Source organism: Aeromicrobium sp., from assembly GCF_047607065.1.
In the GTDB taxonomy this organism is placed as follows: Bacteria; Actinomycetota; Actinomycetes; order Propionibacteriales; family Nocardioidaceae; genus Aeromicrobium.
Genome location: NZ_JASGDU010000049.1, coordinates 1 through 24,808 on the forward strand (window position 1 = coordinate 1; position 24,808 = coordinate 24,808).

General features: G+C 69.5%; 27 protein-coding genes. 8 read left to right on the top strand and 19 right to left on the bottom strand.

What is annotated here, in order from left to right:
* On the bottom strand, positions 1–471 hold a 471-nt coding region (locus QM597_RS07815), incomplete at its 3' end, for a DAK2 domain-containing protein (protein WP_415004311.1).
* A gap of 253 nt (positions 472–724) precedes the next feature.
* Here QM597_RS07815 and rpmB point away from each other — a divergent pair.
* Together rpmB and QM597_RS07825 are read left to right on the top strand one after the other, a co-directional pair.
* Positions 725–910, top strand: coding sequence for a 50S ribosomal protein L28 (gene rpmB / locus QM597_RS07820; RefSeq protein WP_415004383.1), 186 nt, complete (start codon positions 725–727; stop codon positions 908–910).
* A gap of 22 nt (positions 911–932) precedes the next feature.
* On the top strand, positions 933–2,372 hold the full coding sequence (locus QM597_RS07825) for an amidase (RefSeq protein ID WP_415004312.1): 1,440 nt from the start codon (positions 933–935) through the stop codon (positions 2,370–2,372).
* Positions 2,373–2,532: 160 nt separating this feature from the next.
* Here QM597_RS07825 and argH read toward each other — a convergent pair whose 3' ends face one another.
* The 15 genes from argH to QM597_RS07900 all read right to left on the bottom strand — a co-directional run bounded on the left by argH (position 2,533) and on the right by QM597_RS07900 (position 17,585).
* A complete protein-coding gene (argH, locus tag QM597_RS07830) occupies positions 2,533–3,975 on the bottom strand; it encodes an argininosuccinate lyase (RefSeq protein ID WP_415004313.1) in 1,443 nt (480 codons plus the stop codon).
* Positions 3,972–4,496, bottom strand: coding sequence for an arginine repressor (locus QM597_RS07835; RefSeq protein WP_415004314.1), 525 nt, complete (start codon positions 4,494–4,496; stop codon positions 3,972–3,974). The genes argH and QM597_RS07835 overlap by 4 nt, the downstream gene beginning before the upstream one ends.
* Before the next feature lie 28 nt (positions 4,497–4,524).
* Positions 4,525–5,445, bottom strand: a complete 921-nt coding sequence (argF, locus tag QM597_RS07840; RefSeq protein WP_415004315.1) for an ornithine carbamoyltransferase — start codon at positions 5,443–5,445, stop codon at positions 4,525–4,527.
* A 121-nt stretch (positions 5,446–5,566) separates the two neighbouring features.
* Positions 5,567–6,781, bottom strand: a complete 1,215-nt coding sequence (locus tag QM597_RS07845; protein ID WP_415004316.1) for an acetylornithine transaminase — start codon at positions 6,779–6,781, stop codon at positions 5,567–5,569.
* The gene (gene argB, locus QM597_RS07850; RefSeq protein WP_415004317.1) at positions 6,778–7,755 is read right to left on the bottom strand and encodes an acetylglutamate kinase; all 978 of its coding nucleotides are present in this window, start codon (positions 7,753–7,755) and stop codon (positions 6,778–6,780) included. The genes QM597_RS07845 and argB overlap by 4 nt, the downstream gene beginning before the upstream one ends.
* Positions 7,752–8,903, bottom strand: coding sequence for a bifunctional glutamate N-acetyltransferase/amino-acid acetyltransferase ArgJ (gene argJ, locus QM597_RS07855; RefSeq protein WP_415004318.1), 1,152 nt, complete (start codon positions 8,901–8,903; stop codon positions 7,752–7,754). The genes argB and argJ overlap by 4 nt, the downstream gene beginning before the upstream one ends.
* A complete protein-coding gene (gene argC, locus QM597_RS07860; RefSeq protein WP_415004319.1) occupies positions 8,900–9,943 on the bottom strand; it encodes an N-acetyl-gamma-glutamyl-phosphate reductase in 1,044 nt (347 codons plus the stop codon). The genes argJ and argC overlap by 4 nt, the downstream gene beginning before the upstream one ends.
* A complete protein-coding gene (gene argG, locus QM597_RS07865) occupies positions 9,943–11,373 on the bottom strand; it encodes an argininosuccinate synthase (protein WP_415004320.1) in 1,431 nt (476 codons plus the stop codon). The genes argC and argG overlap by 1 nt, the downstream gene beginning before the upstream one ends.
* Positions 11,374–11,418: 45 nt before the next feature.
* Complete coding sequence (locus QM597_RS07870) at positions 11,419–12,369, bottom strand: hypothetical protein (RefSeq protein ID WP_415004321.1); 951 nt, start codon at positions 12,367–12,369, stop codon at positions 11,419–11,421.
* Positions 12,366–13,340, bottom strand: a complete 975-nt coding sequence (locus QM597_RS07875; protein WP_415004322.1) for a hypothetical protein — start codon at positions 13,338–13,340, stop codon at positions 12,366–12,368. Before QM597_RS07875 ends, QM597_RS07870 begins: the two co-directional genes overlap by 4 nt.
* Before the next feature lie 104 nt (positions 13,341–13,444).
* Positions 13,445–14,356: a tetratricopeptide repeat protein gene (locus QM597_RS07880; RefSeq protein WP_415004323.1), complete on the bottom strand. Its 912-nt coding sequence runs from the start codon at positions 14,354–14,356 to the stop codon at positions 13,445–13,447.
* A gap of 262 nt (positions 14,357–14,618) precedes the next feature.
* A complete protein-coding gene (locus tag QM597_RS07885) occupies positions 14,619–15,155 on the bottom strand; it encodes a PH domain-containing protein (protein ID WP_415004324.1) in 537 nt (178 codons plus the stop codon).
* A gap of 9 nt (positions 15,156–15,164) precedes the next feature.
* A complete protein-coding gene (locus tag QM597_RS07890) occupies positions 15,165–15,323 on the bottom strand; it encodes a hypothetical protein (RefSeq protein WP_415004325.1) in 159 nt (52 codons plus the stop codon).
* Positions 15,324–15,379: 56 nt separating this feature from the next.
* Entirely contained in the window at positions 15,380–16,375 is a 996-nt protein-coding gene (meaB, locus tag QM597_RS07895; RefSeq protein ID WP_415004326.1) for a methylmalonyl Co-A mutase-associated GTPase MeaB, read from the bottom strand.
* A 19-nt stretch (positions 16,376–16,394) separates the two neighbouring features.
* On the bottom strand, positions 16,395–17,585 hold the full coding sequence (locus QM597_RS07900; RefSeq protein WP_415004327.1) for an acetyl-CoA C-acetyltransferase: 1,191 nt from the start codon (positions 17,583–17,585) through the stop codon (positions 16,395–16,397).
* An 82-nt stretch (positions 17,586–17,667) separates the two neighbouring features.
* Between QM597_RS07900 and mce the strand changes: the two genes are divergently transcribed.
* The 3 genes from mce to QM597_RS07915 all read left to right on the top strand — a co-directional run bounded on the left by mce (position 17,668) and on the right by QM597_RS07915 (position 20,964).
* Entirely contained in the window at positions 17,668–18,129 is a 462-nt protein-coding gene (mce, locus tag QM597_RS07905; protein WP_415004328.1) for a methylmalonyl-CoA epimerase, read from the top strand.
* Between the two features lie 94 nt (positions 18,130–18,223).
* A complete protein-coding gene (gene ccrA, locus QM597_RS07910; RefSeq protein WP_415004329.1) occupies positions 18,224–19,564 on the top strand; it encodes a crotonyl-CoA carboxylase/reductase in 1,341 nt (446 codons plus the stop codon).
* A gap of 239 nt (positions 19,565–19,803) precedes the next feature.
* Entirely contained in the window at positions 19,804–20,964 is a 1,161-nt protein-coding gene (locus tag QM597_RS07915; RefSeq protein WP_415004330.1) for a DivIVA domain-containing protein, read from the top strand.
* 220 nt (positions 20,965–21,184) lie between these two features.
* On the opposite strand, the gene QM597_RS07920 is transcribed toward QM597_RS07915, so the two are convergent.
* Together QM597_RS07920 and QM597_RS07925 are read right to left on the bottom strand one after the other, a co-directional pair.
* Positions 21,185–21,394 carry a hypothetical protein gene (locus QM597_RS07920; RefSeq protein WP_415004331.1) on the bottom strand — a complete coding sequence of 70 codons (210 nt, stop codon included), beginning with the start codon at positions 21,392–21,394 and terminating at the stop codon, positions 21,185–21,187.
* 227 nt (positions 21,395–21,621) lie between these two features.
* The gene (locus tag QM597_RS07925; protein ID WP_415004332.1) at positions 21,622–22,794 is read right to left on the bottom strand and encodes a 3-hydroxyacyl-CoA dehydrogenase NAD-binding domain-containing protein; all 1,173 of its coding nucleotides are present in this window, start codon (positions 22,792–22,794) and stop codon (positions 21,622–21,624) included.
* 75 nt (positions 22,795–22,869) lie between these two features.
* Between QM597_RS07925 and QM597_RS07930 the strand changes: the two genes are divergently transcribed.
* Entirely contained in the window at positions 22,870–23,265 is a 396-nt protein-coding gene (locus QM597_RS07930) for a hypothetical protein (protein WP_415004333.1), read from the top strand.
* A complete protein-coding gene (gene nucS / locus QM597_RS07935; RefSeq protein ID WP_415004334.1) occupies positions 23,265–23,942 on the top strand; it encodes an endonuclease NucS in 678 nt (225 codons plus the stop codon). The genes QM597_RS07930 and nucS overlap by 1 nt, the downstream gene beginning before the upstream one ends.
* Positions 23,943–23,981: 39 nt before the next feature.
* Here the strand turns inward: nucS and QM597_RS07940 are convergent, their stop codons facing one another.
* Entirely contained in the window at positions 23,982–24,506 is a 525-nt protein-coding gene (locus QM597_RS07940; RefSeq protein ID WP_415004335.1) for a ferritin, read from the bottom strand.
* Between the two features lie 53 nt (positions 24,507–24,559).
* On the opposite strand from QM597_RS07940, the gene QM597_RS07945 reads away from it, so the two are divergent.
* Positions 24,560–24,742 carry a hypothetical protein gene (locus QM597_RS07945; RefSeq protein ID WP_415004336.1) on the top strand — a complete coding sequence of 61 codons (183 nt, stop codon included), beginning with the start codon at positions 24,560–24,562 and terminating at the stop codon, positions 24,740–24,742.
* Positions 24,743–24,808: the final 66 nt, after the last annotated feature.

Below are 24,808 nucleotides of genomic sequence, written 5' to 3' on the forward strand. Positions count from 1 at the left end.
CTCGCGCGGCGCACGCCCGGCATCGGCCGCCTCACGCGCGCCCCGGCTCGCCGCCGCCGCGACCGATAGGATCGTGCCTTCCTTCGGGTCGCCGACGGCCTCGTAGGCCGCAGCCGTCGCCCGCTCGAAGGCCGCCGCCACCTGCTCGCCCGTGACATCGCCGTCGAGTGGCAGACCGGACAGGCACCCGCGAACCAGTTGCGACATGATGACGCCGGAGTTCCCGCGCGCCCGAGTCAGCAGACCGTCCCGGTAGGCCTTGACCTGCTCGGCCAGCGAGGCATCGGCACCCAGCGAGGCCACCGCCTCGGCTCCTGCGGCGAAGGTCACGAAGGCGTTGGTCCCGGTGTCGGCGTCGGGCACCGGGAAGACGTTGAGGGCGTCGATCTCGGCGCGCGCCGCAGCCAGGGCGTCGGCACACAGCCGGGTCCAGCGGGCGAAGGGCACCGCGTCCAGGCGCAGGCCGCTCACTGCCGCACCTCGATCCCCGCCGGCACCCCGGCAAGATCGGACATGAGGTGACGGTGACTGCTCCGGCCCGGCTGGCGCTCCCTCATGCCGCCGAGGGTATCGGGCCGTCACAGCGACCCGTGCCCGCGGCAGGACCTCTCCCGATTCGCCTCCCGCCCGGCGGGTCGGCTATTCTTGAGCGGTTGCCTGCGCGACTCGGCGTCCGCAGCGCCCCTAACTTCGTCCTTCCCGAGATTCTTCAGAGGTGATTACCGTGGCAGCGGTCTGTGACGTGTGCAGCAAGGGACCCGGCTTCGGTCACAACGTCTCCCACTCGCACCGACGCACCAAGCGTCGTTTCGATCCGAACATCCAGCGCGTGCGCGCGGTCGTCGACGGCACGCCCAAGCGGCTCAACGTCTGCACCTCCTGCCTGAAGGCCGGTAAGGTCTCGCGCTGACCCTGCGCTATAGGGTCTGCGCGTGAGCACCACACAACAGACCCCCCGCGTCCATGCCTTCGGCGACGACGCGCTCGGCGACCTCGACGCTGTCGGGGTCGCCGAAGCCATTTCCCGTGGCGATCTCAGTCCCGCCGAGGCCGTCGAGGCGGCCATCGTCCGGGCCGAAGCCGTCGATCCGGCGTTGAACGCCATCGTGAGCCGCGACTACGAGCGCGCCCGTGTGAACGCCGCAGCCTCGCGCGGCCGGCGCACCGAGGGCGTCTTCGCCGGCGTCCCGACCTTCATCAAGGACAACGTCGACGTCGTCGGGCTGCCGACCGGCCACGGTTCGGCGGCCGTCATCGCCGCCCAGCCGGCGCGCGCGAACGATCCGTTCACCGACCAGTTCCTCGCCACCGGCGCGATTCACCTCGGCAAGAGTTCACTGCCGGAGTTCGGCTTCAACGCGACGACCGAGTTCGAGGACGCCGAACCGACCCGCAACCCGTGGCACACCGGCTACTCCTGCGGAGCGTCCTCGGGCGGCTCGGCCGCGCTCGTCGCGGCCGGCGCGGTGCCCTTCGCCCACGCCAACGACGGCGGCGGCTCGATCCGCATTCCCGCTGCGGCCTGCGGCCTGGTCGGGCTGAAGTTCACCCGCGGGCGCGAGGCCATCGGTGCCCAGGCCAAGGCCATGCCGGTCAACATCATCTCCAACGGGATCGTCAGCCGGTCGGTGCGCGACACTGCGGTCTTCCTCGATGCCGTCGACCGGCATAGCCCCCATCGCTCGCTGCCGCGCACCGGCCTGGTGGCCGGTCCGTCGGATCGGCGTCTGCGCATCGGCTTGATCGTGGACTCCCTCCACGCCACGACCGACGACCAGACGCGCGCCGCCGTGCTGGACCTCGCCGCCCGGCTGGAGAAGGCCGGACACGAGGTCGTCGACGTGCCGCTGCCGGTCGCTTCCTCCTTCGAGGAGGACTTCCTGCACTACTGGGGGCTGCTCGCGTTCTCGATGCACCACTTCGGTGGCCGGCTCCTGCACGCGACCTACGACCGCAGCCGCAACGATGCCCTCGTCAAGGGCCTGGCCCGCGACTTCAAGCGTCGTGCCTGGCGCACGCCGGTGGCCGTCCTCGGCCTCAAGCGCGCCGAGGCGACCTATCGCGCCACCTTCCGCCGCGAGCGCGTCGATACGATCCTCTCCCCCGTGCTCGGGCACACCACCCCGGAGTTGGGCTACCTGTCACCGGCGAACGGCTACGAGACGCTGCTGCCGCGCCTGCTGCAGTACGCGGCCTTCACGCCGGCCAACAATGCCGCAGGCGGCCCGGCGATCAGCCTGCCGCTGGCGCAGACCGACGACGGCCGCCCGCTCGGCGTGCATTTCTCGGCCGACCACGGCAACGAGCGCACGCTCCTGGAGCTGGCCTTCGAGCTGGAGCAGAGCATCGGCTTCCCTCGCATCACCGCATAGGAGATCGCGGGGCGGTGGAATCCGATCCCTGAGGTGCTGCGACGAAGGAGCAGCCTCGAAGGGCGAAGGGGCCTGCATCACAGGCTTCGCCCTTCGAGGCTCGGCCGCAAGCGGCCTCGCACCTCAGGGCACGTTCCTCGCGCATCGGGAGCGGCCGGTCTCAGCGGTGCGGGAGTCGGGCGCGCAGTTCGGCGAGTTGTTCGGCAACGCGGGCCTGAGCGGTGCCGCCCCGTGCATCACGCGAGGCGATGGAGCCGTCGACGGTCAGCACGTCGCGCACGCTGCGCCCCTCCTGCGGGGCCAGATGCGGGGAGATCGCGGCGAAGTCGTCGTCGCTCAGGTCGTCGAGTTCGATCCCTCGCTGCTCGCACACCTGCACGCAGGCACCGGCGAGTTCGTGGGCCACACGGAACGGAACGCCGTTCTTGACCAGCCACTCGGCGATGTCAGTGGCCAGCGCGAATCCCTGCGGCGCCAACTCGGCCATACGGTCGGTGTGGAAGGTCAGGGTGGCGACCATGCCGGTAAACGCGGGCAGCAGCACCTCCACGGTGTCGACCGAATCGAAGACCGGCTCCTTGTCCTCCTGCAGATCGCGGTTGTAGGCCAGCGGCAGGCCCTTGAACGTCGCCAGGAGACCGCTCAGATTGCCGATCAGACGTCCCGACTTGCCGCGCGCGAGCTCGGCGATGTCGGGGTTCTTCTTCTGCGGCATGATGCTCGATCCGGTCGAGTAACCGTCGTGCAGCGTGACGAAGCCGAACTCACGGGTGTTCCAGACGATGATCTCCTCGGCCAGCCGCGATAGGTCGACGCCGATCTGCGCGAGCACGAAAGCGAACTCCGAGACGAAATCACGGGCCGCGGTGCCGTCGATGGAGTTCGGCGAGGACCCCCCGAATCCCAGGTCGGCCGCGACGGCCTCCGGGTCCAGGCCCAGCGACGAGCCGGCGAGTGCGCCCGAGCCGTACGGCGACTCCGCGCCGATCCGGTCCGCACACTGCCGCAACCGGTCCAGATCGCGCACCAGCGGCCAGGCGTGCGCCAGCAGGTGATGCGAGAGCAGCACCGGTTGGGCGTGCTGCAGGTGAGTGCGGCCCGGCATCGGCGCACCCAGATGGGTCTCGGCCTGGTCGGCCAGCGCGATGACGAGGTCGCGCACGAGATCGGTGATCGTCGCGGCATGGTCGATCAGATACATCCGGAACAGCGTCGCCACCTGGTCGTTGCGGGAGCGCCCCGCCCGCAGGCGGCCGCCCAGATCGGCACCGAGACGTTCCAGCAGTCCGCGTTCGAGCGCGGTGTGGACGTCCTCGTCGTCGGGGTCGGCCGCGAAAGCGCCCGCAGCGACGTCGGCGGCGAGCGCGTCGAGTCCGGCCAGCATCGCGGCCAGGTCGTCATCGGTCAGCAGGCCGGCCCGGTGGAGCACGCGGGCGTGGGCGCGGGAACCCTCGATGTCGTAGGGTGCCAGTCGCCAGTCGAAGTGGGTGGACCGCGACAACTCGGTCAGCTCCGGCGACGGGCCGGAGTCGAAACGCCCGCCCCACAGGCGGGTCTTGCCCTGCGGCTCGTCGGTCCCTGGGGCGTCGGCTTGCTCGGTCACGCGGATTCCTCTTCGTCGGGTCGGGCGGCTTTGGCCAAGGCGGTGAAGCGCGCCGCGACCTCGGCACCGCCGTCCGGGTCACGGCAGATCACCATGACAGTGTCGTCACCGGCAATCGTGCCCAATATCTCGGGCATGGCCACGTGGTCGACCGCCGAGGCGAAGTACTGGGCCGCGCCGGGCGGGGTACGCAGCACGACCAGGTTGGCCGAGGCCTCCGCGCCGACGAGGACTTCCCGCGCGATGCGGGCGAGCCGGGTGTGGGCCGCGGCGCTGTCGGTGGCCGGCTGCGGCGTGCGGTCGCCGCCCTCGGCGGGCACGGCGTAGACCAGTCCCCCGTCGGCCTGGCGGACCCGGACGGCGTCCAGGTCGACCAGATCACGCGAGATGGTCGAGGGCGTCGCCTGAACCCCGCGCTCGGTCAGCAGGGCGACCAGATCGCCCTGGGAGCGTACAGCGTGGCGCTGCAGCAGTTCCACGATGAGCTGCTGCCGGGCGGCCTTGGTGTCAGGAACGTTCATGTCACGCCTTGACCCGGACGAGTCTGCCTCACGCCCGCTCCAGCAGCCAGGTGAGCACGGCCTTCTGGGCGTGGAGACGGTTCTCGGCCTCGTCCCACACGACGCTCTGCGGCCCGTCGATGACCTCCGCAGCAATCTCCAGGCCGCGGTAGGCCGGTAGGCAGTGCAGCACGATCGCGTCCGGCTCGGCCAGCGCCACCGCATCGGGGGTCAGGGAGTACGGCCCGAACACCGTCAACCGCTCCTCTTTGGTGTCCTCCATGCCCATCGAGACCCAGGTGTCGGTGATGACGACATCGGCACCGGCGAGGGCCGCAGCCGGATCGTCGGTGACCATGACCGAACCGCCGGTCGCGTCCGCGATGCGCTCGGCGTCGGCCACCACCTGCGGATCGGGCTGGTAACCCTGCGGAGCGCCGATGCGCACGTGCATACCGGCCGTCGCCCCACCAAGCAGGTAGGAATGCCCCATGTTGCAGGCACCGTCGCCGACGAAAGCCGTGGTCAGGCCGGCCAGCGACCCCTTGTGCTCCAGCACGGTGAGCCAGTCCGCGAGGATCTGACACGGGTGGAAGTCGTCGCTGAGCGCATTGATGACCGGCACTCCGGCGTGGGCGGCCATCGTCTCCAGATCGTCCTGCGCGTAGGTGCGCCACACGACCGCGCTGACCATGCGACCGAGCACCCGTGCGGTGTCCGCGACCGGCTCGCCGCGGCCGGCCTGGGTGGCCCCGGCGTCCATGATGAGCGGCGATCCGCCGAGATCGGCGATGCCGACGGCGAACGACACCCGGGTCCGGGTCGAGGACTTGTCGAACAGCACCGCCACGGTCTGCGGGCCGGCCAGCGGCGTGCGCGAGTAGGGCGCGGCCTTCAGCTCAGCAGCCAGCGCCAGCACCTCGGCCTGCTCGGCGGGACTCAGATCGTCGTCGCGCAGGAAGTGCCTCATGCGTCAACCTCCTCTGAAGTCCCTTCGAGGCTCGCAAGCTCGCACCTCAGGGACCGACGCTCCCGGTCCCTGAGGTGCGACGAGGAACGAGGAGCCTCGAAGGGACACAGAATCTCGATCGTCATGCCAGTACCTCGTCCAGGAGCATCGACAGGGTCGAGACGGCGTGCCCCGCCTCGTCCTCGGTCACGATGAGCGGCGGCGCGAGCCGGAGCCGGTCGGGCCGGGGCGCGTTGACGATCAGCCCTGCGTCCAGCGCGGCGCTCTGCACGTCGGCAGCACGCGGCTCGGTCAAGGCGACGCCGCGCAACAAGCCCCGACCGGTGACCTCCGCGACCCGCAGATGACGCCTCAGACCGTCGGCGAGCTGGTCACCACGAGCGGACACATGCGCCAGCAGGCCCTCGGACTCGATGGTGTCGATCACCGCGAGCGCGGCCGCCGTGGCGACCGGATTTCCGCCGAAAGTCGTGCCATGCTGGCCCGGCCCCAGCAACACAGCCGCCTCGCCGAGGGCGATCATCGCTCCGATGGGCAGGCCGCCGCCGAGTCCCTTGGCCAGAGTGACGATGTCGGGGACGACCCCGGACGCGGTGTGCGCGAACCAGTCGCCGGTGCGGCCGATGCCGGTCTGCACCTCGTCCAGCCACAGCAGCGCACCGTGCCGCGAGGTGATCTCCCGCGCGGCGGCCAGGTAGCCCTCCGGCGGATCGACGACCCCCGCCTCACCCTGGATCGGCTCGACGACGAAGGCCGCCACGGTCTCGTCGACGACCGCCTCCAGCGCGGCAGCGTCGCCATAGGGCACGAACACGACCTCGCCCGGCAACGGCTCGAACGGCTCGCGGTACGCCGACTTGGAGGTCAGCGACAGCGCTCCCATCGTCCGGCCGTGAAAACTCCCCTCGGTGGCCACGACCCTCGTGCGGCCGGTGCGGCGGGTCGCCTTGAGCGCGGCCTCGTTGGCCTCCGTGCCGGAGTTGGCGAAGAAGACCCGGCTCTCCGGCGCGCCGAGCAGTCCGATGAGCCGCTCCGCGAGACGCACCTGGGGTTCGGAGATGAAGAAGTTCGAGACATGACCGAGCGTCCGCAACTGGGTCGTGACCGCCTCGGTGATCGCCGGATGGCCGTGACCGAGCGCGTTGACCGCGATCCCGCCGAGAAGGTCGAGGTAGGCGTTGCCGTCGGCGTCCCACACCGTCGATCCCTCACCGCGCACGAGCACCCGCGCGGGCGTACCGAAGGTGTTCATCACGCTCGCGGTGTACCGCTCGGTCCACTCCCGGCCGGTGACCGGCGTGCCCGCCCACCCGGCGGGGCGCTGCGGGGTACTCACGGCCGGCCCTTGTCGACGCTGGTGGCGTACAGGGCGGTGCGCAGCCGGGTCGGCACGCCGGGCACGACCTGCGTGCCCACGCCCTCGTCGGTGAAGATCTCCAGCAGCACCGCGTGCGGTTCGCGCCCGTCGATCACCGTGGCCCGCTTGACGCCGCCCTGCACGGCCTGGAGGCAGGCGGTCATCTTGGGGATCATGCCGCTGGCCAGGCTGGGCAGCATCTCCTCGAGCGATTCGGGGCTGATCTCACCGATGACGTCGGTGGAGTTCGGCCAGTCTGCGTACAGGCCCTCGACATCGGTCAGCACGAGCAGCTTCTCGGCACCGAGCGCGACCGCCAGCGCTGCGGCCGCAGTGTCGGCGTTGACGTTGTGGACCTGGCCGGCGGCATCCGGCGCGACGCTGGAGACGACCGGGATGCGACCGGCCTCGATGAGGTCGTGGACCGCCTCGGGACGCACACCGACGACCTCGCCCACCAGACCGATATCGACCGGCTCACCGTCGACGACCGGCATCGTCTTCTCTGCGGTGAACAGGCCGCCGTCCTCGCCGGACAGGCCGACCGCGAGGTCGCCGTGATGGTTGAGCAGGCCCACGAGTTCGCGGCCTACCTGGCCGGTCAGGACCATGCGGACGACCTCCATGGCCTCCGGCGTGGTGACCCGCAGGCCGCCACGGAACTCGCTCTCGATGCCGAGCCGGTCCAGCATCGCACTGATCTGCGGGCCGCCGCCGTGGACGACGACCGGCTTGAAGCCGGCCAGCCGCAGGAAGACGATGTCCTCGGCGAAGGCGCGCTTGAGCGTCTCGTCGGTCATGGCGTTGCCGCCGTACTTCACGACGAGGATCTTGTCGTGGTACTTCTTCAGCCAAGGCAGGGCATGCGCCAACGTGGCGGCCTTCGTCGTGGCCTTCTCCCAGTCGTCGGGATGCCACTCGTCGGGCGTGGTGGTCGTAGCGTCGTTCGTCATGTCGAGTAGGCGGAGTTCTCGTGGACGTACGCGTGCGTGAGGTCGTTCGTCCAGATCGTCGCCGCCTCCTTTCCGCTCTTGAGGTCGATCGTGACGCTCACCTGGCGAGGGCCGAGGTCGATCAGGGCCGGGTCCTCGGCCGGCGCGCTGGCCCGGCAGACCCACACGCCGTTGAGCGCGACGTCGAGATCGGCCGGGTCGAAGACGGCGTCGGTGGTGCCGACCGAGGCGAGCACGCGACCCCAGTTGGGGTCCTTGCCGAAGATCGCGCATTTGAACAGGTTGCTGCGGGCCACCGACCGGCCGACCGCGAGCGCATCGGCCTCGGTGGCGGCGTTGATCGTCTCGATGGCGATTTCGTGATCGGCGCCCTCGGCGTCGGCGAGCAGTTGCAGCGCGAGGTCGCGGCACACCTCGGTCAGCGCCGCAGTGAACTCGGCCGCACCGGGCCGCACGCCGCTCGCGCCGCTAGCCATGAGGAGGACGGTGTCGTTGGTGGACTGGCAGCCGTCGGAGTCGAGCCGGTCGAAGGACTGCGCGGTGGCGGCGCGCAGAGCCGTGTCGAGGTCGGCCGCGGGCAGGTCGGCGTCGGTGGTGACGACCACGAGCATCGTCGCCAGCGCCGGGGCCAGCATGCCGGCCCCCTTGGCCATGCCGCCGATGGAGTAGCCGGATCCTTCGCGCACGGCCTGCTTGCTGACGGTGTCGGTCGTCATCATCGCCGTCGCCGCGTCGGTTCCGCCCTGATCGCTCAGGGCTGCGGCCGCCGCACGCACGCCGCTCAGGAGGTCGTCGCGATCGTTGAGCAGGCCGATCAGGCCCGTCGAGCAGACCTGGACGTCGATGGCACCGACTTCCAGCAGGCCGGCGGCCAGTTCTGCGGTCGCGTGGACGATCTGGAAACCGTCCGCCCCGGTGTAGCAGTTGGCTCCACCGGAGTTGAGCACCACGGCGCGGGCGCTGCCGGTCTTGATCGCCTCCTCGCTCCACAGGACCGGATTGGCCTTGCAGCGATTGGAGGTGAAGACTGCGGCTGCGGCCGAGGACGGCCCGTCATTGACCACGAGGGCGACGTCGGGGTTGCCGCTGGCCTTGAGTCCTGCGGCGACGCCCGCCGCCCGGAACCCCTTCGGGGCGGTGACGCTCATGGGGCGACTCCTTCGGTGGGCAGGCCCGTAGTCTCGGGCAGGCCGAGCGCGAGGTTCATGGACTGGATCGCGCCGCCGGCCGTGCCCTTGACGAGGTTGTCGAGGGCGGTGACCGTCACGAGCCGGCCCGCCTTCTCGTCGACCGCCACTTGCACGTGGGCGGTGTTAGCACCCAGCGTGGCGGCCGTGGTGGGCCACTGACCCTCGGGCAGCAGACGGACGAACGGCTCGCCCGAGTAGGCCTGCTCGTAGGCGGCCCGGATCGCCGCGGGATCGGCACCGGGGCGCAGCCGCGCAGTGGCGGTGGCGAGGATGCCACGCGACATGGGGACGAGCGTCGGCGTGAAGCTGATCGAGACCTCGCTGGCACCCGCGTGGCGCAGGTTCTGGGCGATCTCGGGAATGTGCCGGTGGGTGCCGCCGACGGCATACGGACTCGCCGCACCCAGGGCCTCGGAGGCGAGCAGGTGCGGCTTGAGCGCCTTGCCCGCGCCGGAGTAGCCGTTGGCGAGCACCGCGACCAGATCGGCCGGCTCGACCAGGCCGGCGTGCACGGCCGGCTGCAGCCCGAGGGTGACCGCCGTGACGTTGCAGCCGGGCACGGCGATGCGCTTGACCCCCGCGAGTGCGGTGCGCTGCAAGCCGTCCGCGGTCAGCAACTCGGGCAGGCCGTACGGCCAGGTGCCGGCGTGGTCACCTCCGTAGTAGGCCTGCCAGTCGGCGGCGTTCTCGAGCCGGTGGTCGGCACCGCAGTCGATGACGAGCGTGTCCGGCCCGAGTTCGGCGGCCACCGCTGCGGACTGCCCGTGCGGCAGCCCGAGGAAGACCACGTCGTGCCCGGCGAGGGTCTGCGGCGTCGTCGGCTCGATGACCCGGTCGTGCAGGGCCGCCAGATGCGGCTGGTGCTCGACCATCGGGCTGCCCGCGCTGGAGGCCGCCGTGAGCGCGCCGATCCGGGCCTCCGGATGCCCGAGCAGCAGCCGCAGCACCTCGCCGCCGGCATACCCGCTGGCCCCCGCCACCGCAATGGAGTACGTCATCAGTCCGCCCCGAACTCCATCGCCGCCGCGTCCACGGCTGCTGTTTCGTCGCCCTCGACCTCCGGGTTGGCCTCGATCCGCAGGGCGCCACCTGCGGGCAGGTCACCGAACAGCGTGCCGTTCTCCACGAGCACTTGCCCCTGGTCGAGCGGCTGCGCGGCGTACATCTCCAGCTTGGCCCGCGAGTCGGCGATGTCGAGGTTGCGCATCGTCAGCTGGCCGATCCGGTCCGTCGGGCCGAAGGCGGCGTTCTCGGTGCGCTCCATCGACAGCTTCTCGGGGTGGTAGGAGAAGGCGGGTCCCTGCGTGTCGAGGATCGTGTAGTCCTCGCCCCGCCGCAGCCGCAGCGTGACGTCACCGGTGACGACCGAGGCGATCCAGCGCTGGACCGACTCGCGCAGCATCATCGCCTGCGGGTCGAGCCAGCGGCCCTCGTACATGAGCCGGCCGAGCCGCCGTCCGTGCTGGTGGTAGTTGGCGATGGTGTCCTCGTTGTGGATGGCGTTGACCAGCCGCTCGTAGGCGGCCCACAGCAGCGCCATGCCGGGTGCCTCGTAGATGCCCCGGCTCTTGGCCTCGATGATGCGGTTCTCGATCTGGTCCGACATGCCCAGGCCGTGCCGGCCGCCGATGGCGTTGGCCTCCTGGACGAGCGCGACCGCATCGTCGACACGAACCCCGTTGATGGCGACCGGCCGGCCGGCCTCGAAGGAGATCGTCACGTCCTCGGCATCGATGTCGACCGACGGGTCCCAGAACTTGACGCCCATGATCGGCTCGACGGCCTCCAGCGAGACGTCGAGGTATTCGAGCGTCTTGGCCTCGTGGGTGGCCCCCCAGATGTTGGCGTCGGTGGAGTACGCCTTCTCCTGGCTGTCGCGGTAGGGGAGGTCGTGCTCGGTGAGCCACTGGCTCATCTCGGCCCGGCCGCCCAGCTCAGCGACGAAATCGGCGTCCAGCCAGGGCTTGTAGATACGCAGATCGGGGTTGGCCAGCAGGCCGTAGCGGTAGAACCGCTCGATGTCGTTGCCCTTGAAGGTCGAGCCGTCGCCCCAGATGTTGACGTCGTCTTCGTGCATCGCGCGCACCAGCAGCGTGCCGGTGACGGCCCGGCCGAGCGGCGTGGTGTTGAAGTAGGCCTTGCCCGCCGAGCGGATGTGGAAGGCACCGCAGGCGAGGGCGGCCAGGCCTTCGTCGACGAGCGGCCGCTTGCAGTCGATGGCCCGCGCGAGTTCGGCACCGTACTCCATGGCCCGGCCGGGGACGCCGGAGATGTCCGGCTCGTCGTACTGGCCGAGGTCGGCGGTGTAGGTGCAGGGGATCGCCCCCTTGTCTCGCATCCAGGCCACCGCCACCGAGGTGTCGAGGCCGCCGGAGAACGCGATGCCGACCCGCTCGCCGACGGGAAGGGAAGTCAAGACCTTGGACATGTCTCATATTCTTGCATACTTGCGCAAGAACTTGCAGTGACCCCTCTACTCGACTGAGATGGCCCCGCCGAACTGGCCGATGACCTCGATGTCGCCCGAACCCGGCGGCACCCGCACGAGGACCTGATGGGCGAACCGGACCGTGCCGGCACCGGTGATGCCATCGGGGGCGAGCACCGCCTGCGCCGTGCCCGCCGGCCAGGTCACCGTGTGCCCCGAGGCGACCTGGAACACGTCGTTGCGATAAAGCGTGGCGAACACCAGAGCACCGCCGTCGGCGTTCCGCAGGACGTACTCGACCGGATCGGCGCTCCAGGTCTGGGAGAACTGCAGATCGGGCAGCATCGTGTTCTGCTGGTACGACTCGCGCATCTGTTGCACGAAGCCGTCGTCCCCGGCGATCTTCGTCTCCGCCGACGCCGCCGGCAGCGCGCCGAGGGCCGCAACATAGGCCGCCACGGCGTCGTCGGCCGACATCACCATGCCCCGGCCGTCGTCTGGCGCGACGGTCACCGCGCTCGCGTCGCGCGGCGTACGCAACTCCGGCAGGCCGACGCCCGAGGCGATCTGGGGACTGGCCACCAGCGTCCAGGTGTCGATGGAACTCGCACGGGCGAACACCTGGACGCGCCGCTCGCTGCTGGACGCATCAGAGGCGACGGCTACGAACCACAGCGGATAGGTCTCAAACCTCGGCACGGCCACCTGGTCGGCGCTCAGGTTCGAGACCTTCACGGTGCCGCCCTCGACACCGAAAGCGACCGTGTCGATGGCCAGGACGGCATCGCTCTCGACCACCGACAGGGGCTGCGCGGTGCCGATGTCGACGGCGGTGTTGTAGACCTCGCGGTAGCGGTCGTAGACGGCGTCGACCTCGGAGTCCTCGATGGCGGCCTTCGAGATCGAGGTGTCATCGCGCTGATGCGGCACGCTGCAGCCGACCAGCGCCAGGCTCACGAGCAGGGCGAGCGCCACCCGCGTCATCGGCCTGCTCATCGCGCCTCCTGCGGGGGTTGCTCGTCGTCGACGATCTCGTAGTCGGCCAGTTCGTCCTCGCCGATCTCGTGCTCCACGCCGTGCTCGTCCACGACGACGTAGACGACACGCTCCTCGACGCGCGGCGTCGCGGGAGCGGCTGGCTCCGGCTCCGGCTCCGGCTCCGGCTCCGGCTCCGGCTCCGGCTCCGGCTCCGGCTCCGGCGAGCCTTCCACGATCTCGAATTCGTCCAGCTCGTCCTCGCCGATCTCGTGCTCGACCCCGTGCTCATCGACCCAGACGAACACCTCGACCTCCTCGGTCTGGCCTGCGGCACCACGGCGCGCGAAAACCCCGTGCAGGCCGCCAGAACGACTGGTCTCGAGCACCGGCGTCAACAGGCGGTCGCGCAGTAGCAGCACCCCGAGCCAGGCCAGGCCGATGCCCAGCAGCACGACTCCGGCCGCCCGTCCGAAACCGCCCTTGATCCCGTAGGCGATGGTGACCTCGACGCCGGTCAGGTTGGTCGAGCCAACAGCCACGACCGCCACCGACACCGGCTCGTCGGGCAGCGTGACGGTGATGTCGGCACCGCCCAGGCCGGCCTGCGAGGCGATCCACCAGTCCAGCGCGGTCGGCGCCGACGGCACGTTCGGCTCGCCCGCAACGTCGCGCATACCGACCTTCCAGGGCGTCTCGAAGGAGGTGATCTCGACCCTACCGGTGTTCTCCAGGTAGTTCTCGACATCGACGGTGTTACCCACGCCGACGAACACCGGCTTCTCGATGGGCACCTCAACCAGCACGTCCAACTGCACGCCGGCGTATTTCACGACGCGAGGGGCGGTCACCACCGCAGCAGCATCGGTGTCGATGGGGTGCGGGCCGGTGGTAATGCGCCCGTCAGGGCCGAGCATCGCCATGACTGCGGCACCGCCGAGCACGGCCAGCGCGCCGACCGCGATCAGCAGCCAGGCCCCCATCTTGCGCATCGATTCCCTCTTCCACCATGGTCACCGGCCGCCGGGGGCCGCGACGACGACCCTACTACCCGAGCGGCGTCACCAGGTGCCGCGACGAGCCGCAAGCGCGTCGCTCAGAACAGCGCGGTCGCCAGGGCGCGGCGGGCCTGCGCCACCCGCAGGTCGTCGCCGCCCACGACGACGAACAACTCCAGCAGGCGCTCGCGCACCCGGTCGCGGTCGTCGCCGCTTGTGCGCCGCACCAGGGAGATCAGCCGGTCGAAGGCGTCGGCGACGTGCCCGCCGCTGATGTCGAGATCGGCGACGAGCAGGTGCGCGTCGAGATCGTCGGGGGCGTCGGCCGCGGCCGCCCGCGCCTGGTTCAGATCGGCACCCTGCGTGCGGGACAGGAGCTTGACGCCCGCGAGACGCTCGGCGACCTCGGCGTCGCCAGGATGCTGGGCGGCGAGCTTCTCGTAGGCGCTGATCGCCCCGGCCAGGTCGCCCACAGCGAAGGCCGCATCAGCCTCGGCGAAGCGCGGGTCGTCGGCCGGTTCCTCGTCCGGGGTGGCCGAGTGACCGACGGCCGGTGCCCGGCCGGTGACCCCGTGCTGGGCACCGAGGCGGATCAACTCCTCGAAGTAGCTGCGGATCTGTTCATCGGGCACGGTGCTCTGGAACAGCGGCACCGGCTGCCCCTTGACCAGCCCGACAACGAGCGGCACCGAACTCGCGCCGATGGCCTGGCCGATGGCCGGATTGGCGTCGACGTCGACCTGCACCAGCAAGATCTGACCGTCGTAGGAGTTCGCGGCGGCAGCGAGCCGGGCGTTGAAGTCGGCGCTCTGGGGGGCGCGCGGCGACCACAGGCTCAGCACGACCAGGTGCTGCAGGGAGGCTTCCAGCGCCACCTGCTGAAAGTCCTGTTCGGTGGCGTCGACCACCCAGGAAGCCCCTGGTGCGTCACCGGCCGCCGGTGAGTTCGGCGCGGACGAAGGACGAGCCAGCGCGGACAGATCAAGTGCTCCCGGACGCGAGAAGTTCATGACCCGATTCTAGGGACCCGCTGATTTATCGGTTGATGCCGCTCATTCTCCCCCGCAAGCGGGAGGTATCCCCCGTGCGCAGCGAGGAACGAGCGAGCCGGGTCCTGAGGTGCGAGGCCGCCTGCGGCCGAGCCTCGAAGGGCGAAGCCTGCCGTGGGAGGGTCATTTCGCCCTTCGAGGGCGCTCGTTCCTCGCGCCACCTCAGGACCCGGTGTGCTGCGCTCGCACTTCAATGACCGGCTCCGTCTATGCGCGCACGTGCTCAGATGGGGGCGCCGCCGCGGGGGCCGCGCAAGCCGGCGCGCTGCACGACCCGCTGGATCGTCAGATCGCGGGCATCGGGATCGCCGATGTAGCGGATGTCGCGCAAGCCCTGCGCCTGCGCCGCCGACTCGAAGACGAAGTGCCCGTACCCCAGCATGCGGCCCACCAGCGGCTTGTCGACGGTGATGTCCAGCAGGCGGGTGATCGGGATGGTCGCGATGCGCACGTTGAACACCCCCGAAGCCCGGAACACCCGCATATTCGTGATGACGAAGACGTCCCGCCGCTCCGAGGCCAATCGGTACCCGGCGTTCGCGCCCAGGCCCATCGAGGCCAGCAAGAAGAGCCAGCCGATCTGGATGGGCACGAACAACGCCAGCACGAACAACGCCAGAGACCCGATCACATACGCAATCGGCCGTATGTAGACCACCCAGTGATGGCGCACCAGGTCGACGATGTACTCGCCTTCATCATCGAGCAGGTGATTGCCGACCTTCTGCTCGGGGATGCGCTCGAACAGTCTGCGCAGCATGGCGAACCGCTAGCGGAAGAGTTCCTGGACGAAGACCCCCACGGCACCGAAGGCCTCCATCACGGCTTCGAACGCACCTTGCACCACGTCGGCTGCCTGAGCCGGCGCGGTGAGCAGGTAGTACAGGGCAAACGCCGCGACGAGCCCCACGATCGCCTTCTTCGCCACGACGTCAGTTGTAGTGCATCATCGCCGGAGAAAACGGCAGGCGCGCCGAGGCGCGATCAGATCTCGTCGGCCTGAGCTGCGGCGGCGATCTCGTCGAGCACCGCCTCGGCGGCCGTGTACGGGTCGGTGCCACCGCCGAGCACGTCGGCAGCGAGCACGTCCAGGCGCGCCCCGTGCGAGGTGACCGCGAAACGGCGGGTCACCTCGCCGAGCACGATGGCCTCGATCTCGCGCCGGGCACGGGCCAGACGCCGCCTACGGCCTTGACCGGACGACTCCAGATACGCCCGGTGCTCGTCGAGCCGCGCGACGACCTCATCGATTCCCGTGCCCGCCGTCGCCACCGTCAGCACGATGGGCGGCTTCCAGGCCCCGTCGGGGCGCTCGGTGAGCGAGAGCATCGCGCGCAGTTCGCGCCGCGTGGTCGCGGCACCGTCGCGGTCGGCCTTGTTGATGCAGAACAGGTCGCCGATCTCCAAGATGCCGGCCTTGGCGGCCTGGATCCCGTCGCCCATGCCCGGCGCGAGCAGCACCAGGCTGGTGTCGGCGAGACCGGCGACCTCGACCTCGGACTGCCCGACGCCGACGGTCTCGACGAGGATCACATCGCAGCCGGCGGCATCGAGCACACGCAGCGCCTGGGGCGCGGCGGCGGCCAAGCCACCGAGATGCCCGCGACTGGCCATCGACCGGATGATGACCCCTGGATCGGTGGCGTGCTCGGACATCCGCACCCGATCGCCGAGCAGGGCACCGCCGCTGAACGGCGAGGACGGGTCCACCGCCAGGACGCCGACCGTCTTGCCCGCCGCGCGCAGTGCGCGCACGAGCGCGGATGTCGAGGTGGACTTGCCGACCCCCGGCGAGCCGGTCAAGCCGACGATGTGAGCGCGGCCGGCGCGGCCCGCCAGCGCGCGGGCGACCTCACGCAGCGCCGGAGAATCGCTCTCCACCAGGGAGATGAGACGGGCGACGGCCCGGACCTTCCTCAGGCCCGGGCCGTCGCCGAGAACCGTCTCGACGAGCGCGTGGACATCGTCGTCTCGGCGCATCGTGTGAGCGAAGGCCTCGTCAGCCCTGCTTCGGCACGCGCACGATCAGCGCGTCGCCCTGGCCGCCGCCGCCGCACAGCGCCGCCGCACCGATGCCGCCGCCGCGGCGCTGCAGCTCCAGCGCCAGGTGCAGCACGACGCGGGTGCCGGACATGCCGACCGGGTGGCCGAGGGCGATGGCACCGCCGTTGACGTTGACCTTCTCCAGGTCGATGCCCAGCTCGGCGGCGGAGGCCATGCCGACGGCGGCGAACGCCTCGTTGAACTCCACCAGGTCCAGGTCGGCGGCGGTGATGCCCTCCTTCTCCAGCGCACGAGCGGTCGAGGCGGCCGGCTGCAACTGCAGCGAGGAGTCCGGGCCGGCGGTCTGGCCGTGGGCACCGATCTCGGCGAGCCAGGTCAGGCCCAACTCCTCGGCCTTGGCCTTGCTCATCACGACGACCGCAGCCGCGCCGTCGGAGATCTGCGAGGCCGAGCCGGCCGTGATCGTGCCCTCCTTGGCGACCGGGCGCAGGCGGCCCAGCGACTCGGCGGTGGTGTCGGCGCGGACGCCCTCGTCGGCCGAGACGATGATCGGGTCACCCTTGCGCTGCGGAATCTCGACCGGGACGATCTCGTCGTCGAACAGGCCGTTCTTCTGCGCGGCGGCAGCGCGCTGATGCGACTCGGCGGCGACCGCGTCCTGCTCCTCGCGCGTGTACTTCTGCGCGGCGGCGTTACAGGCGTCGGTGAGGTTGATCATGGCCTGCTTGGTGAACTGGTCGAACAGCGCGTCGTAGGCCATCGAGTCCACGAGGGTCGTGTCGCCGTACTTGAAGCCGTCGCGCGACTTCGGCAGCAGGTGGGGGGCGTTGGTCATCGACTCCATGCCGCCGGCCACCACGACCTCGAACTCACCGGCGCGGATCAGCTGATCTGCCGTAGCGATGGCGTTGAGGCCTGACAGGCACACCTTGTTGATGGTGATGGTCGGCACCGACATCGGGATGCCCGCGCCGGTGCTGGCCATGCGTGCCGGGTTCTGGCCCGAGCCGGCCTGGATGACCTGGCCCATGACGACGTATTCGACCTGTTCGGGGGCGACACCGGACTTCTCCAGCGCCCCCTTGATCGCGATGGCACCGAGGTCGGCGGCCGAGAACGACTTCAGCCCGCCGAGGAGGCGTCCGATGGGGGTACGCGCTCCGGCGACAATCACGGATGTGGTCATGGGGTCTCTCCTTATGGGTCTGCACGCGAGATGCCCTCACTGTACCGACGGGCCGCCGGGCCGATGGCCTACCCTGTCGTCCATGTCCGACCCGACTGACTCCCCCCTGGTTCCCGAGCACCTTCTGATCGCCATCGACCATGTCGGTATCGCGGTCCCTGATCTCGATGACGCCATCGCCTTCTACTCCTCGACCTTCGGCCTGCACTCGGTCCATGAGGAGACCAATACCGAGCAGGGCGTGCGCGAGGCCATGCTGGCCGTCGGCGACTCCGGCTCGTGCATCCAACTACTCGCCCCGCTGTCGCCCGAGACGACGATCGGCAAGTTCCTGGCCAAGAACGGCCAGGGCATACAGCAGCTCGCCTACCGCGTGCGCGACATCGACGCGGTTTCGCAGGCGCTGCGCGAGCGCGGGATGCGCCTGCTGTACGACGCCCCCAAAAAGGGCACCGGCGGGAGCCGGGTCAACTTCGTGCATCCCAAGGACGCCCGCGGCGTGCTGGTCGAACTCGTCGAGCCGGCCGCCGGCGCCGCCCACTGATTCACCGCCGGGAGACCCGAATCACCCGGTGCCGCGTGGCACCGGAAGTTTCTCGCGGGTAACATCGCCGCAACCCATCGACCCTGGAGGCCCCGTGCAGCACATCCTCGACGCGATCTTGGCCGGCGACACCGCCGCCGAGGACTTCGCCAACATCGACGTCCCCGACCATTACACCGCCGCTACCGTCCACAAGGACGAGGCCGACATGTTCGAGGGCGTCGCCAGCCGCGACAAGGACCCGCGTAAGTCGCTCCACGTCGAGGACGTCGCCTTGCCCGAGCTGGGTCCCGGCGAGGCCCTGGTCGCGGTCATGGCCAGCGCGATCAACTACAACACCGTCTGGACCTCGATCTTCGAGCCGGTCCCGACCTTCGGCTTCCTGGAGCGCTACGGCCGCCTCTCGCCGCTGACCAAGCGCCACGACCTGCCCTACCACGTCGTCGGCTCGGACCTGTCCGGCGTCGTCCTGCGCACCGGCCCCGGCGTCACCAAGTGGAAGCCCGGCCAGGAGGTCGTCGCGCACTGCCTCTCGGTCGAGCTGGAGAGTCCCGACGGCCACAACGACACGATGATGGACCCCGAGCAGCGCATCTGGGGCTTCGAGACCAACTTCGGCGGCCTCGCCCACATCGCCCTGGTCAAGTCCAACCAGCTGCTGCCCAAGCCCGCCCACCTCACCTGGGAGGAGGCCGCCAGCCCGGGCCTGGTCAACGCCACCGCCTACCGCCAGCTGGTCTCCAAGAACGGCGGCAACATGAAGCAGGGCGACAACGTCCTGATCTGGGGCGCCTCCGGCGGCCTCGGCGGCTTCGCCACGCAGTACGCGCTCAACGGCGGTGCCAACCCGATCTGTGTCGTCTCCAACGAGGAGAAAGCCAAGATCGTCCGCTCGATGGGTGCCGAGATGGTCATCAACCGTTCCGAGGAGAACTGGAAGTTCTGGAACGAGGACGGCACGAAGCAGAACCCGAAGGAGTGGCAGCGCCTCGGCAAGAAGATCCGTGAGCTGACCGGCGGCGAGGACATCGACATCGTCTTCGAGCACCCGGGCCGCGAGACCTTCGGCGCCTCGGTCTACGTGACCCGTAAGGGCGGCACGATCACCACCTGCGCGTCGACCACGGGCTACATGCACGAGTACGACAACCGCTACCTGTGGATGAACCTCAAGCGCATCGTGTCGAGCCACTTCGCGAACTACCGCGAGGCGTTCGAGGCGAACCGCCTGATCGACCAGGGCAAGATCCACCCGACCCTCTCGCGCACCTACAAACTCGAGGACGTCGGCCAGGCCGCGCTCGACGTGCACCACAACTTGCACCAGGGCAAGGTCGGCATCCTGGCGCTCGCGCCCGAGGAGGGCCTGGGCGTGCGCGACGAGGAGAAGCGCGCCAAGTACCTCGACAAGATCAACCTCTTCCGAGGCATCTGAGGTACGCCCTTCGAGGCTCGTCGCAAGCTCCTCGCGCCTCAGGGACCGGACCGCTCCCCGAGGTACGAGCGCAGCACACCTCGAAGGGACCCGCCATCGACGGCTTCGAGGTGGGAGTACAGGCCCGGACGGGCGGGCGATCCGAGAACGATGAACGGGGCGCGACCGTGTGGTCGCGCCCCGTTCGTCGTACAGTAGGCGTTGCCCAGTCCTGCGCCTCATCCTTCAAGGAAGCCTGCATGTCCGATCAGTCTGGATTGTCGATCTTCGATGCCAACGGCGCCAACGCCGCAGCATCCTTTCCTCCGGCTCGCCGAGGGGGGTACGACCCCGATGCGGTCGACGCCTGGGTGCGCTCACAGTCGGCTGAACTCGCCAAGGCGGCCAAAGCCGTGCAGGAGGAACGCCGCAAGAACGTCGAGTTGAGCAAGCAGATCGAGCAGCTCAAGGACCGCGTCGAGGCCGTCGAGCACCCCACCTACACAGGCCTCGGCACCCACGCCGCACAACTGCTCGGCCTGGCCGAGCAGGAAGCCGAGGACGTACGTGCCCGCGCCCGCCGCGAGGCCGAAGAGATCGTCACGAAGGCACGTGAGGACGCCACGCTCATGGTGGCGGCGGCGAAGGCCGAGACCGAGGAGTTGCGCTCGCGCACGACCAGTGAGATCGAGGTCAAGCGCAAGGCCCTGCTCGACGAGGCCGAGACCATGAAGGCCGAAGCTCAGGCCTACGCCATCGATCTGCGTGATCAGTCCGAGCGCGAGGCCGAACGGGTCAAGGTAGCCGCCGAGCAGGACGCCCAGTCGATGCGGCTGACCGCCACGCGGGAGGTCGAGAAGGCCCGTGCCGCCGCCGACCGTGAGGTCACCGAGGCACGCCGCGTGCTGGCCGTCGAGAAGGAACGTCTGGCCCGTGAAGCAGCCGAGAACCACGAGGCTGCGGTGGCCAAGACCAGCAAGCTCGTCGCCGATGCCGAGGCCCGCGCTCAAGCCGCCGATGACCGTTCACGCGAGGTGCTGGCCAACGCGACCAAGTCGCGCGACGACGCCGCCCGCGAGTCCGCGCAGCTGATCGAGAACGCCAAGACCGAGGCCGCCAACATCTTGGCCCAGGCCACCGCCGAGGCCGAGAACGTCCGAGTCACGACCACGACCGAGGTCGAGCGCCACACCCGTGCACTGCGCTTGGAGGTCGAGGACCTCGAGCGCAAGCGCAACGGCATCGTGTCGCAGATGGGTCAGTTGCGCGACATCGTCTCGACCTTCGCCCCCACGGCGGCCAAGCCGGAGGCCGAGGAGTCCCCGGCCAAGCCGGCAAAGAAGACCTCCGTGACCCCGGCGGATCCGCCGACCGACACCAGCGCGTCTGCGGCACCAGAGGAGCCGTCGACCGACGCCTGATCGACACCCCGGCCCACGAGGCCCCGCGACCGGTAACCGGTCGCGGGGCCTTGTCGCGTTTGAGCAGCTGGGCAACCCCGGTCATTGAGGTGCCGCGACGAAGGAGCGGCCTCGAAGGGTGAAATGACCCATAGGCAGAACCCGGCCCCTGAGGTGCGTAGGCCGCTCGCGGCCGGAGCCTCGAAGGGACCCTGCTCAGGGGGCCGCAGCCTTTGCCGGCTCAGGGGGCTGCGCAGTAGGAACGCACCCAGCCCTCGCCCGCCGAGGCACCACTGAGGGCCTGGTCGAAGGTCAGGACCCCCACCGAGCCATCGAGCCACTCGAAGACGATGCTCTGCGCCAGTGACGGCGTCGGGGAGCAGGTCAGACCCGCAGCCTCGACATCGGCCACCACCTGCGCGACGAGGTCGGAGCGAGAAGGGGGCACCACGAGCAGATCGTGCTCCGAGGAGCTGTACCGGCCTGCATTGAACAAGACAAGTGTCAACGCGGCCGCAACTCCGGCGATCAGGATCGACCAGGTAGCACACCTGACCCATCGCGCGATCCGCTCTACGGTCATCGCCTGCGCCAACTCCGTTGTCTCATGCAACGATAACGAGGCCGGTCCCCCTCGGGTTACCGGCCTCGTTGTGTGACGTGCGCGTCAGCGGCGACTCAGTAGGTGTGGAAGCCCGCCTTGGTCTTGCGGCCGAGCTTGCCCTCGGCGACCAGCTGTTCCAGGAGCGGTGCCGGCTTCCAGCCCTCGTGGCCGAAGGCACCGACGAGGGTCTGCTCAATGGCCAGCGAGACATCGTTGCCCACGACATCCAGCAACTCGAACGGCCCCATCGGCAGCTTGGCGTTCTCCTTGATGGCGGTGTCGATCTCCTCCAGGGAGCCTCCGCCGGCCTCGTGCAGCTTGATCGCGTCGTTGAGGTAGGGGAACAGCAGCGCGTTGACGATGAAGCCCGCGCGGTCACCGCAGGACACCGGATGCTTGCCGACCTTGAGGCTGATCGCCTTGGCGGTTTCGGCGACCTCGGCGCTGGTGGTCTCGGCCGAGACCACCTCGACGAGTTTCATAATCGGTGCCGGGTTGAAGAAGTGGATGCCCACGACATCGCCCGGTCGGCCGGTCTGCGAGGCCAGGTCGGCGATCGACAGCGAGGAGGTCGTGGTCGCCAGGATCGCGCCCGGCTTGGCGATGCGGTCCAGGTCGCGGTACAGCTCGCGCTTGATCTCCAGATCCTCGGCGATGGCCTCGACGACGAGGTCGACCGAGCCGAGCGCCTCGCGCTCGGTGGCACCGGTGAGCCGGCCCAGGACGGCGGCCTTGCCGTCTTCGTCGAGCTTGCCCTTGGCGACCGCACGGTCGAGGTTCTTGGTGATGTAGGCGACGACGCCGTCGAGCTTGTCCTGCGAGCGGCCGACGAAGGTCACGTCGTAGCCGGCCTGCGCGAAGACCTGGACGATGCCCGAGGCCATGGTGCCGGTGCCGACGACGCCGACCGAGGTCACGTCGTGGCGCAGCTGCGGCGCGGCTTCCTCAGCATCGGCGGCACCGGCCAACTCCGACAGGATCGGCGCGGGCACGTGCAGCGGGTCTCCGGTCTGCGCGTGCAGGGCCTCCAGGCCGTCGATGACCGTCTGGGCACCCAGGCCCTCGATCAGGGCGATGGGGCCGATCGGGTAGCCGCACCCGAAGCGCATGCCGGCGTCGATGTCGGCGCGAGTCGCGTAGCCGCTCTCCAGCATCGTCGCGGCGTGGTTGAGGTAGGGGAAGACGAGGGTCCGGGCGATTTCAGCGTCCCGGCCCTCTGCGGTGAGACGCTGCACGATCTCCTGCATGGATACTCCTGGGTAACGAAAGGGGTCGTGTCAGACTAGCGTGACGTTTCGCGCCTCGACTGACAGGGAGCAGAGTTGCGACATACACATGCCGGGATCGGCGGCCTGCTGCTGACGACTTCGCTCGCTTGGGGATCCTGCGGCAGCGGGGAGTCCGAACCGGCGTCCCCGCCGCCGAGCGAGGCGACGACGGCCCCCACTCCCTCCCCCGAACCGACCGCGGCCGGCATGCCGGCCACCGCCGCCGACCTCGTGGGCACATGGCGCGACGACGACGCCGACTGGACCGTCCACTTCCAAGGCGACGGCACCTTCACCTGGGATTATCAGGGTGTCACCGATTTCCTGAGCGGCACCTACGCGCTGGCCGACGGCGTGGTCACGATGGCCGGACTGGACGGCAACGATCTGGTCGGCCAGGTCACCGAAGCGGGCCTGGTGTTCACCCTCGGCACCCTGACACGCCGCTGATGCGCCTCGTCGTCGCACGCTGCCAGGTCGACTACGCCGGGCGGCTCACCGCACACCTGCCGATGGCCACGCGCGTCATCATGGTCAAGGCCGACGGTTCGGTGCTGATCCACTCCGACGGCGGCTCCTACAAGCCGCTCAACTGGATGAGTCCGCCGTGCCGCCTCACCGAGGGGCAGGCCGAGGACGGCGTGACCGAATGGACCGTCTCGGCGACGAAGTCCGACGACACACTGCGCATTCGCATCGAGGAGATCGTGCACGACAGCGCCCACGACCTCGGCGTCGATCCCGGGCTGCGCAAGGACGGCGTCGAGAAGCACCTGCAGGAGCTGCTGGCCGAGCACACCGCCGCGCTCGGCGACGGCATGAGCCTGGTGCGCCGCGAGTACATGACCGCCATCGGCCCCGTCGACCTGCTGTGCCGCGACGCGGCCGGGGCCGCAGTGGCCGTCGAAATCAAGCGTCGCGGCGAGATCGACGGGGTCGAGCAGCTGACCCGCTACCTGGAGCTGATGAACCGCGATCCGCAACTGCGTCCCGTGCGCGGCGTCTTCGCCGCGCAGGAGATCAAGCCGCAGGCGCGCACCCTGGCCACCGACCGGGGGATCGAATGCGTCGTCGTCGACTATGACGCCCTCCGCGGCATCGACGACGCCGAGTTCCGGTTGTTCTGACTCCGAAAACCTTGTTTTCCGGGTCAGAGCGGTGCCCGGTCAGGCACCGGCGATGGGTGGGGCGGTCGGGTCACTGCCCTCGCCCTTCTCCTCGCGGGCGACCCAGTCCTCGATGCGGTCGACGTTGTCCTTGGCGCGGGTCACGACGGCCAGCAGGTCGCTCATCTTGGCGACCTCCTCGACCTGCTCCTTGATGAACCACTGCATGAACTGCTCGGAGGCGAAATCGTTGGCATCGCGTGCCAGGCGGGTCAGCTCGTTGATCTGCGCGGTGACGCGCTTCTCCTGATCGAGCGCCAACTGCACCGGCTCGACCACGTTGGCGAAGTCCATGACCGGCGCTTCGAGCGCGGGGATCTTGATGTCGGCGTCGGCATCGAGCAGGTATTGAATCATCATCATCGCGTGGTCGCGCTCTTCGACCGCCTGGCCGTAGAACAGCGCCGCCATCTGCGGCATCGTCAGGCCGTCGAAGTAGGTGGCGATGGCAACGTACTGCTGGTGCGCGCCGAACTCGTATCCCAACTGCTCGTTGAGCTTCTCGACGAAAGCGGGTGCGGCCATGATGTGTCTCCTTGTCATAGAGGTCAGGCTAACCTCTCCGGTACCCTCGTGAGGTGCCGAAGAAGCCGAAGAAGAAGTGCTGCAGCAGCAAGCCGCGTTGCAAGCGCTGTCCCATCGCCATGTTGGCCAAGGGCACTCTTCCCGCCGGCTACACCGTCAAGAAGCGCAAACTCGTCAAGGTCAAGAGGGCCAAGAAGAACAAGGCCGGCTCGTCCAAGGCGAAGGCTGCTGCGTAGCATCTCCCTCCTCTCCACCTCGACAGTAGGCGCTCGGAGGCCGGGATTCCAGCAAGGAATGGCTGT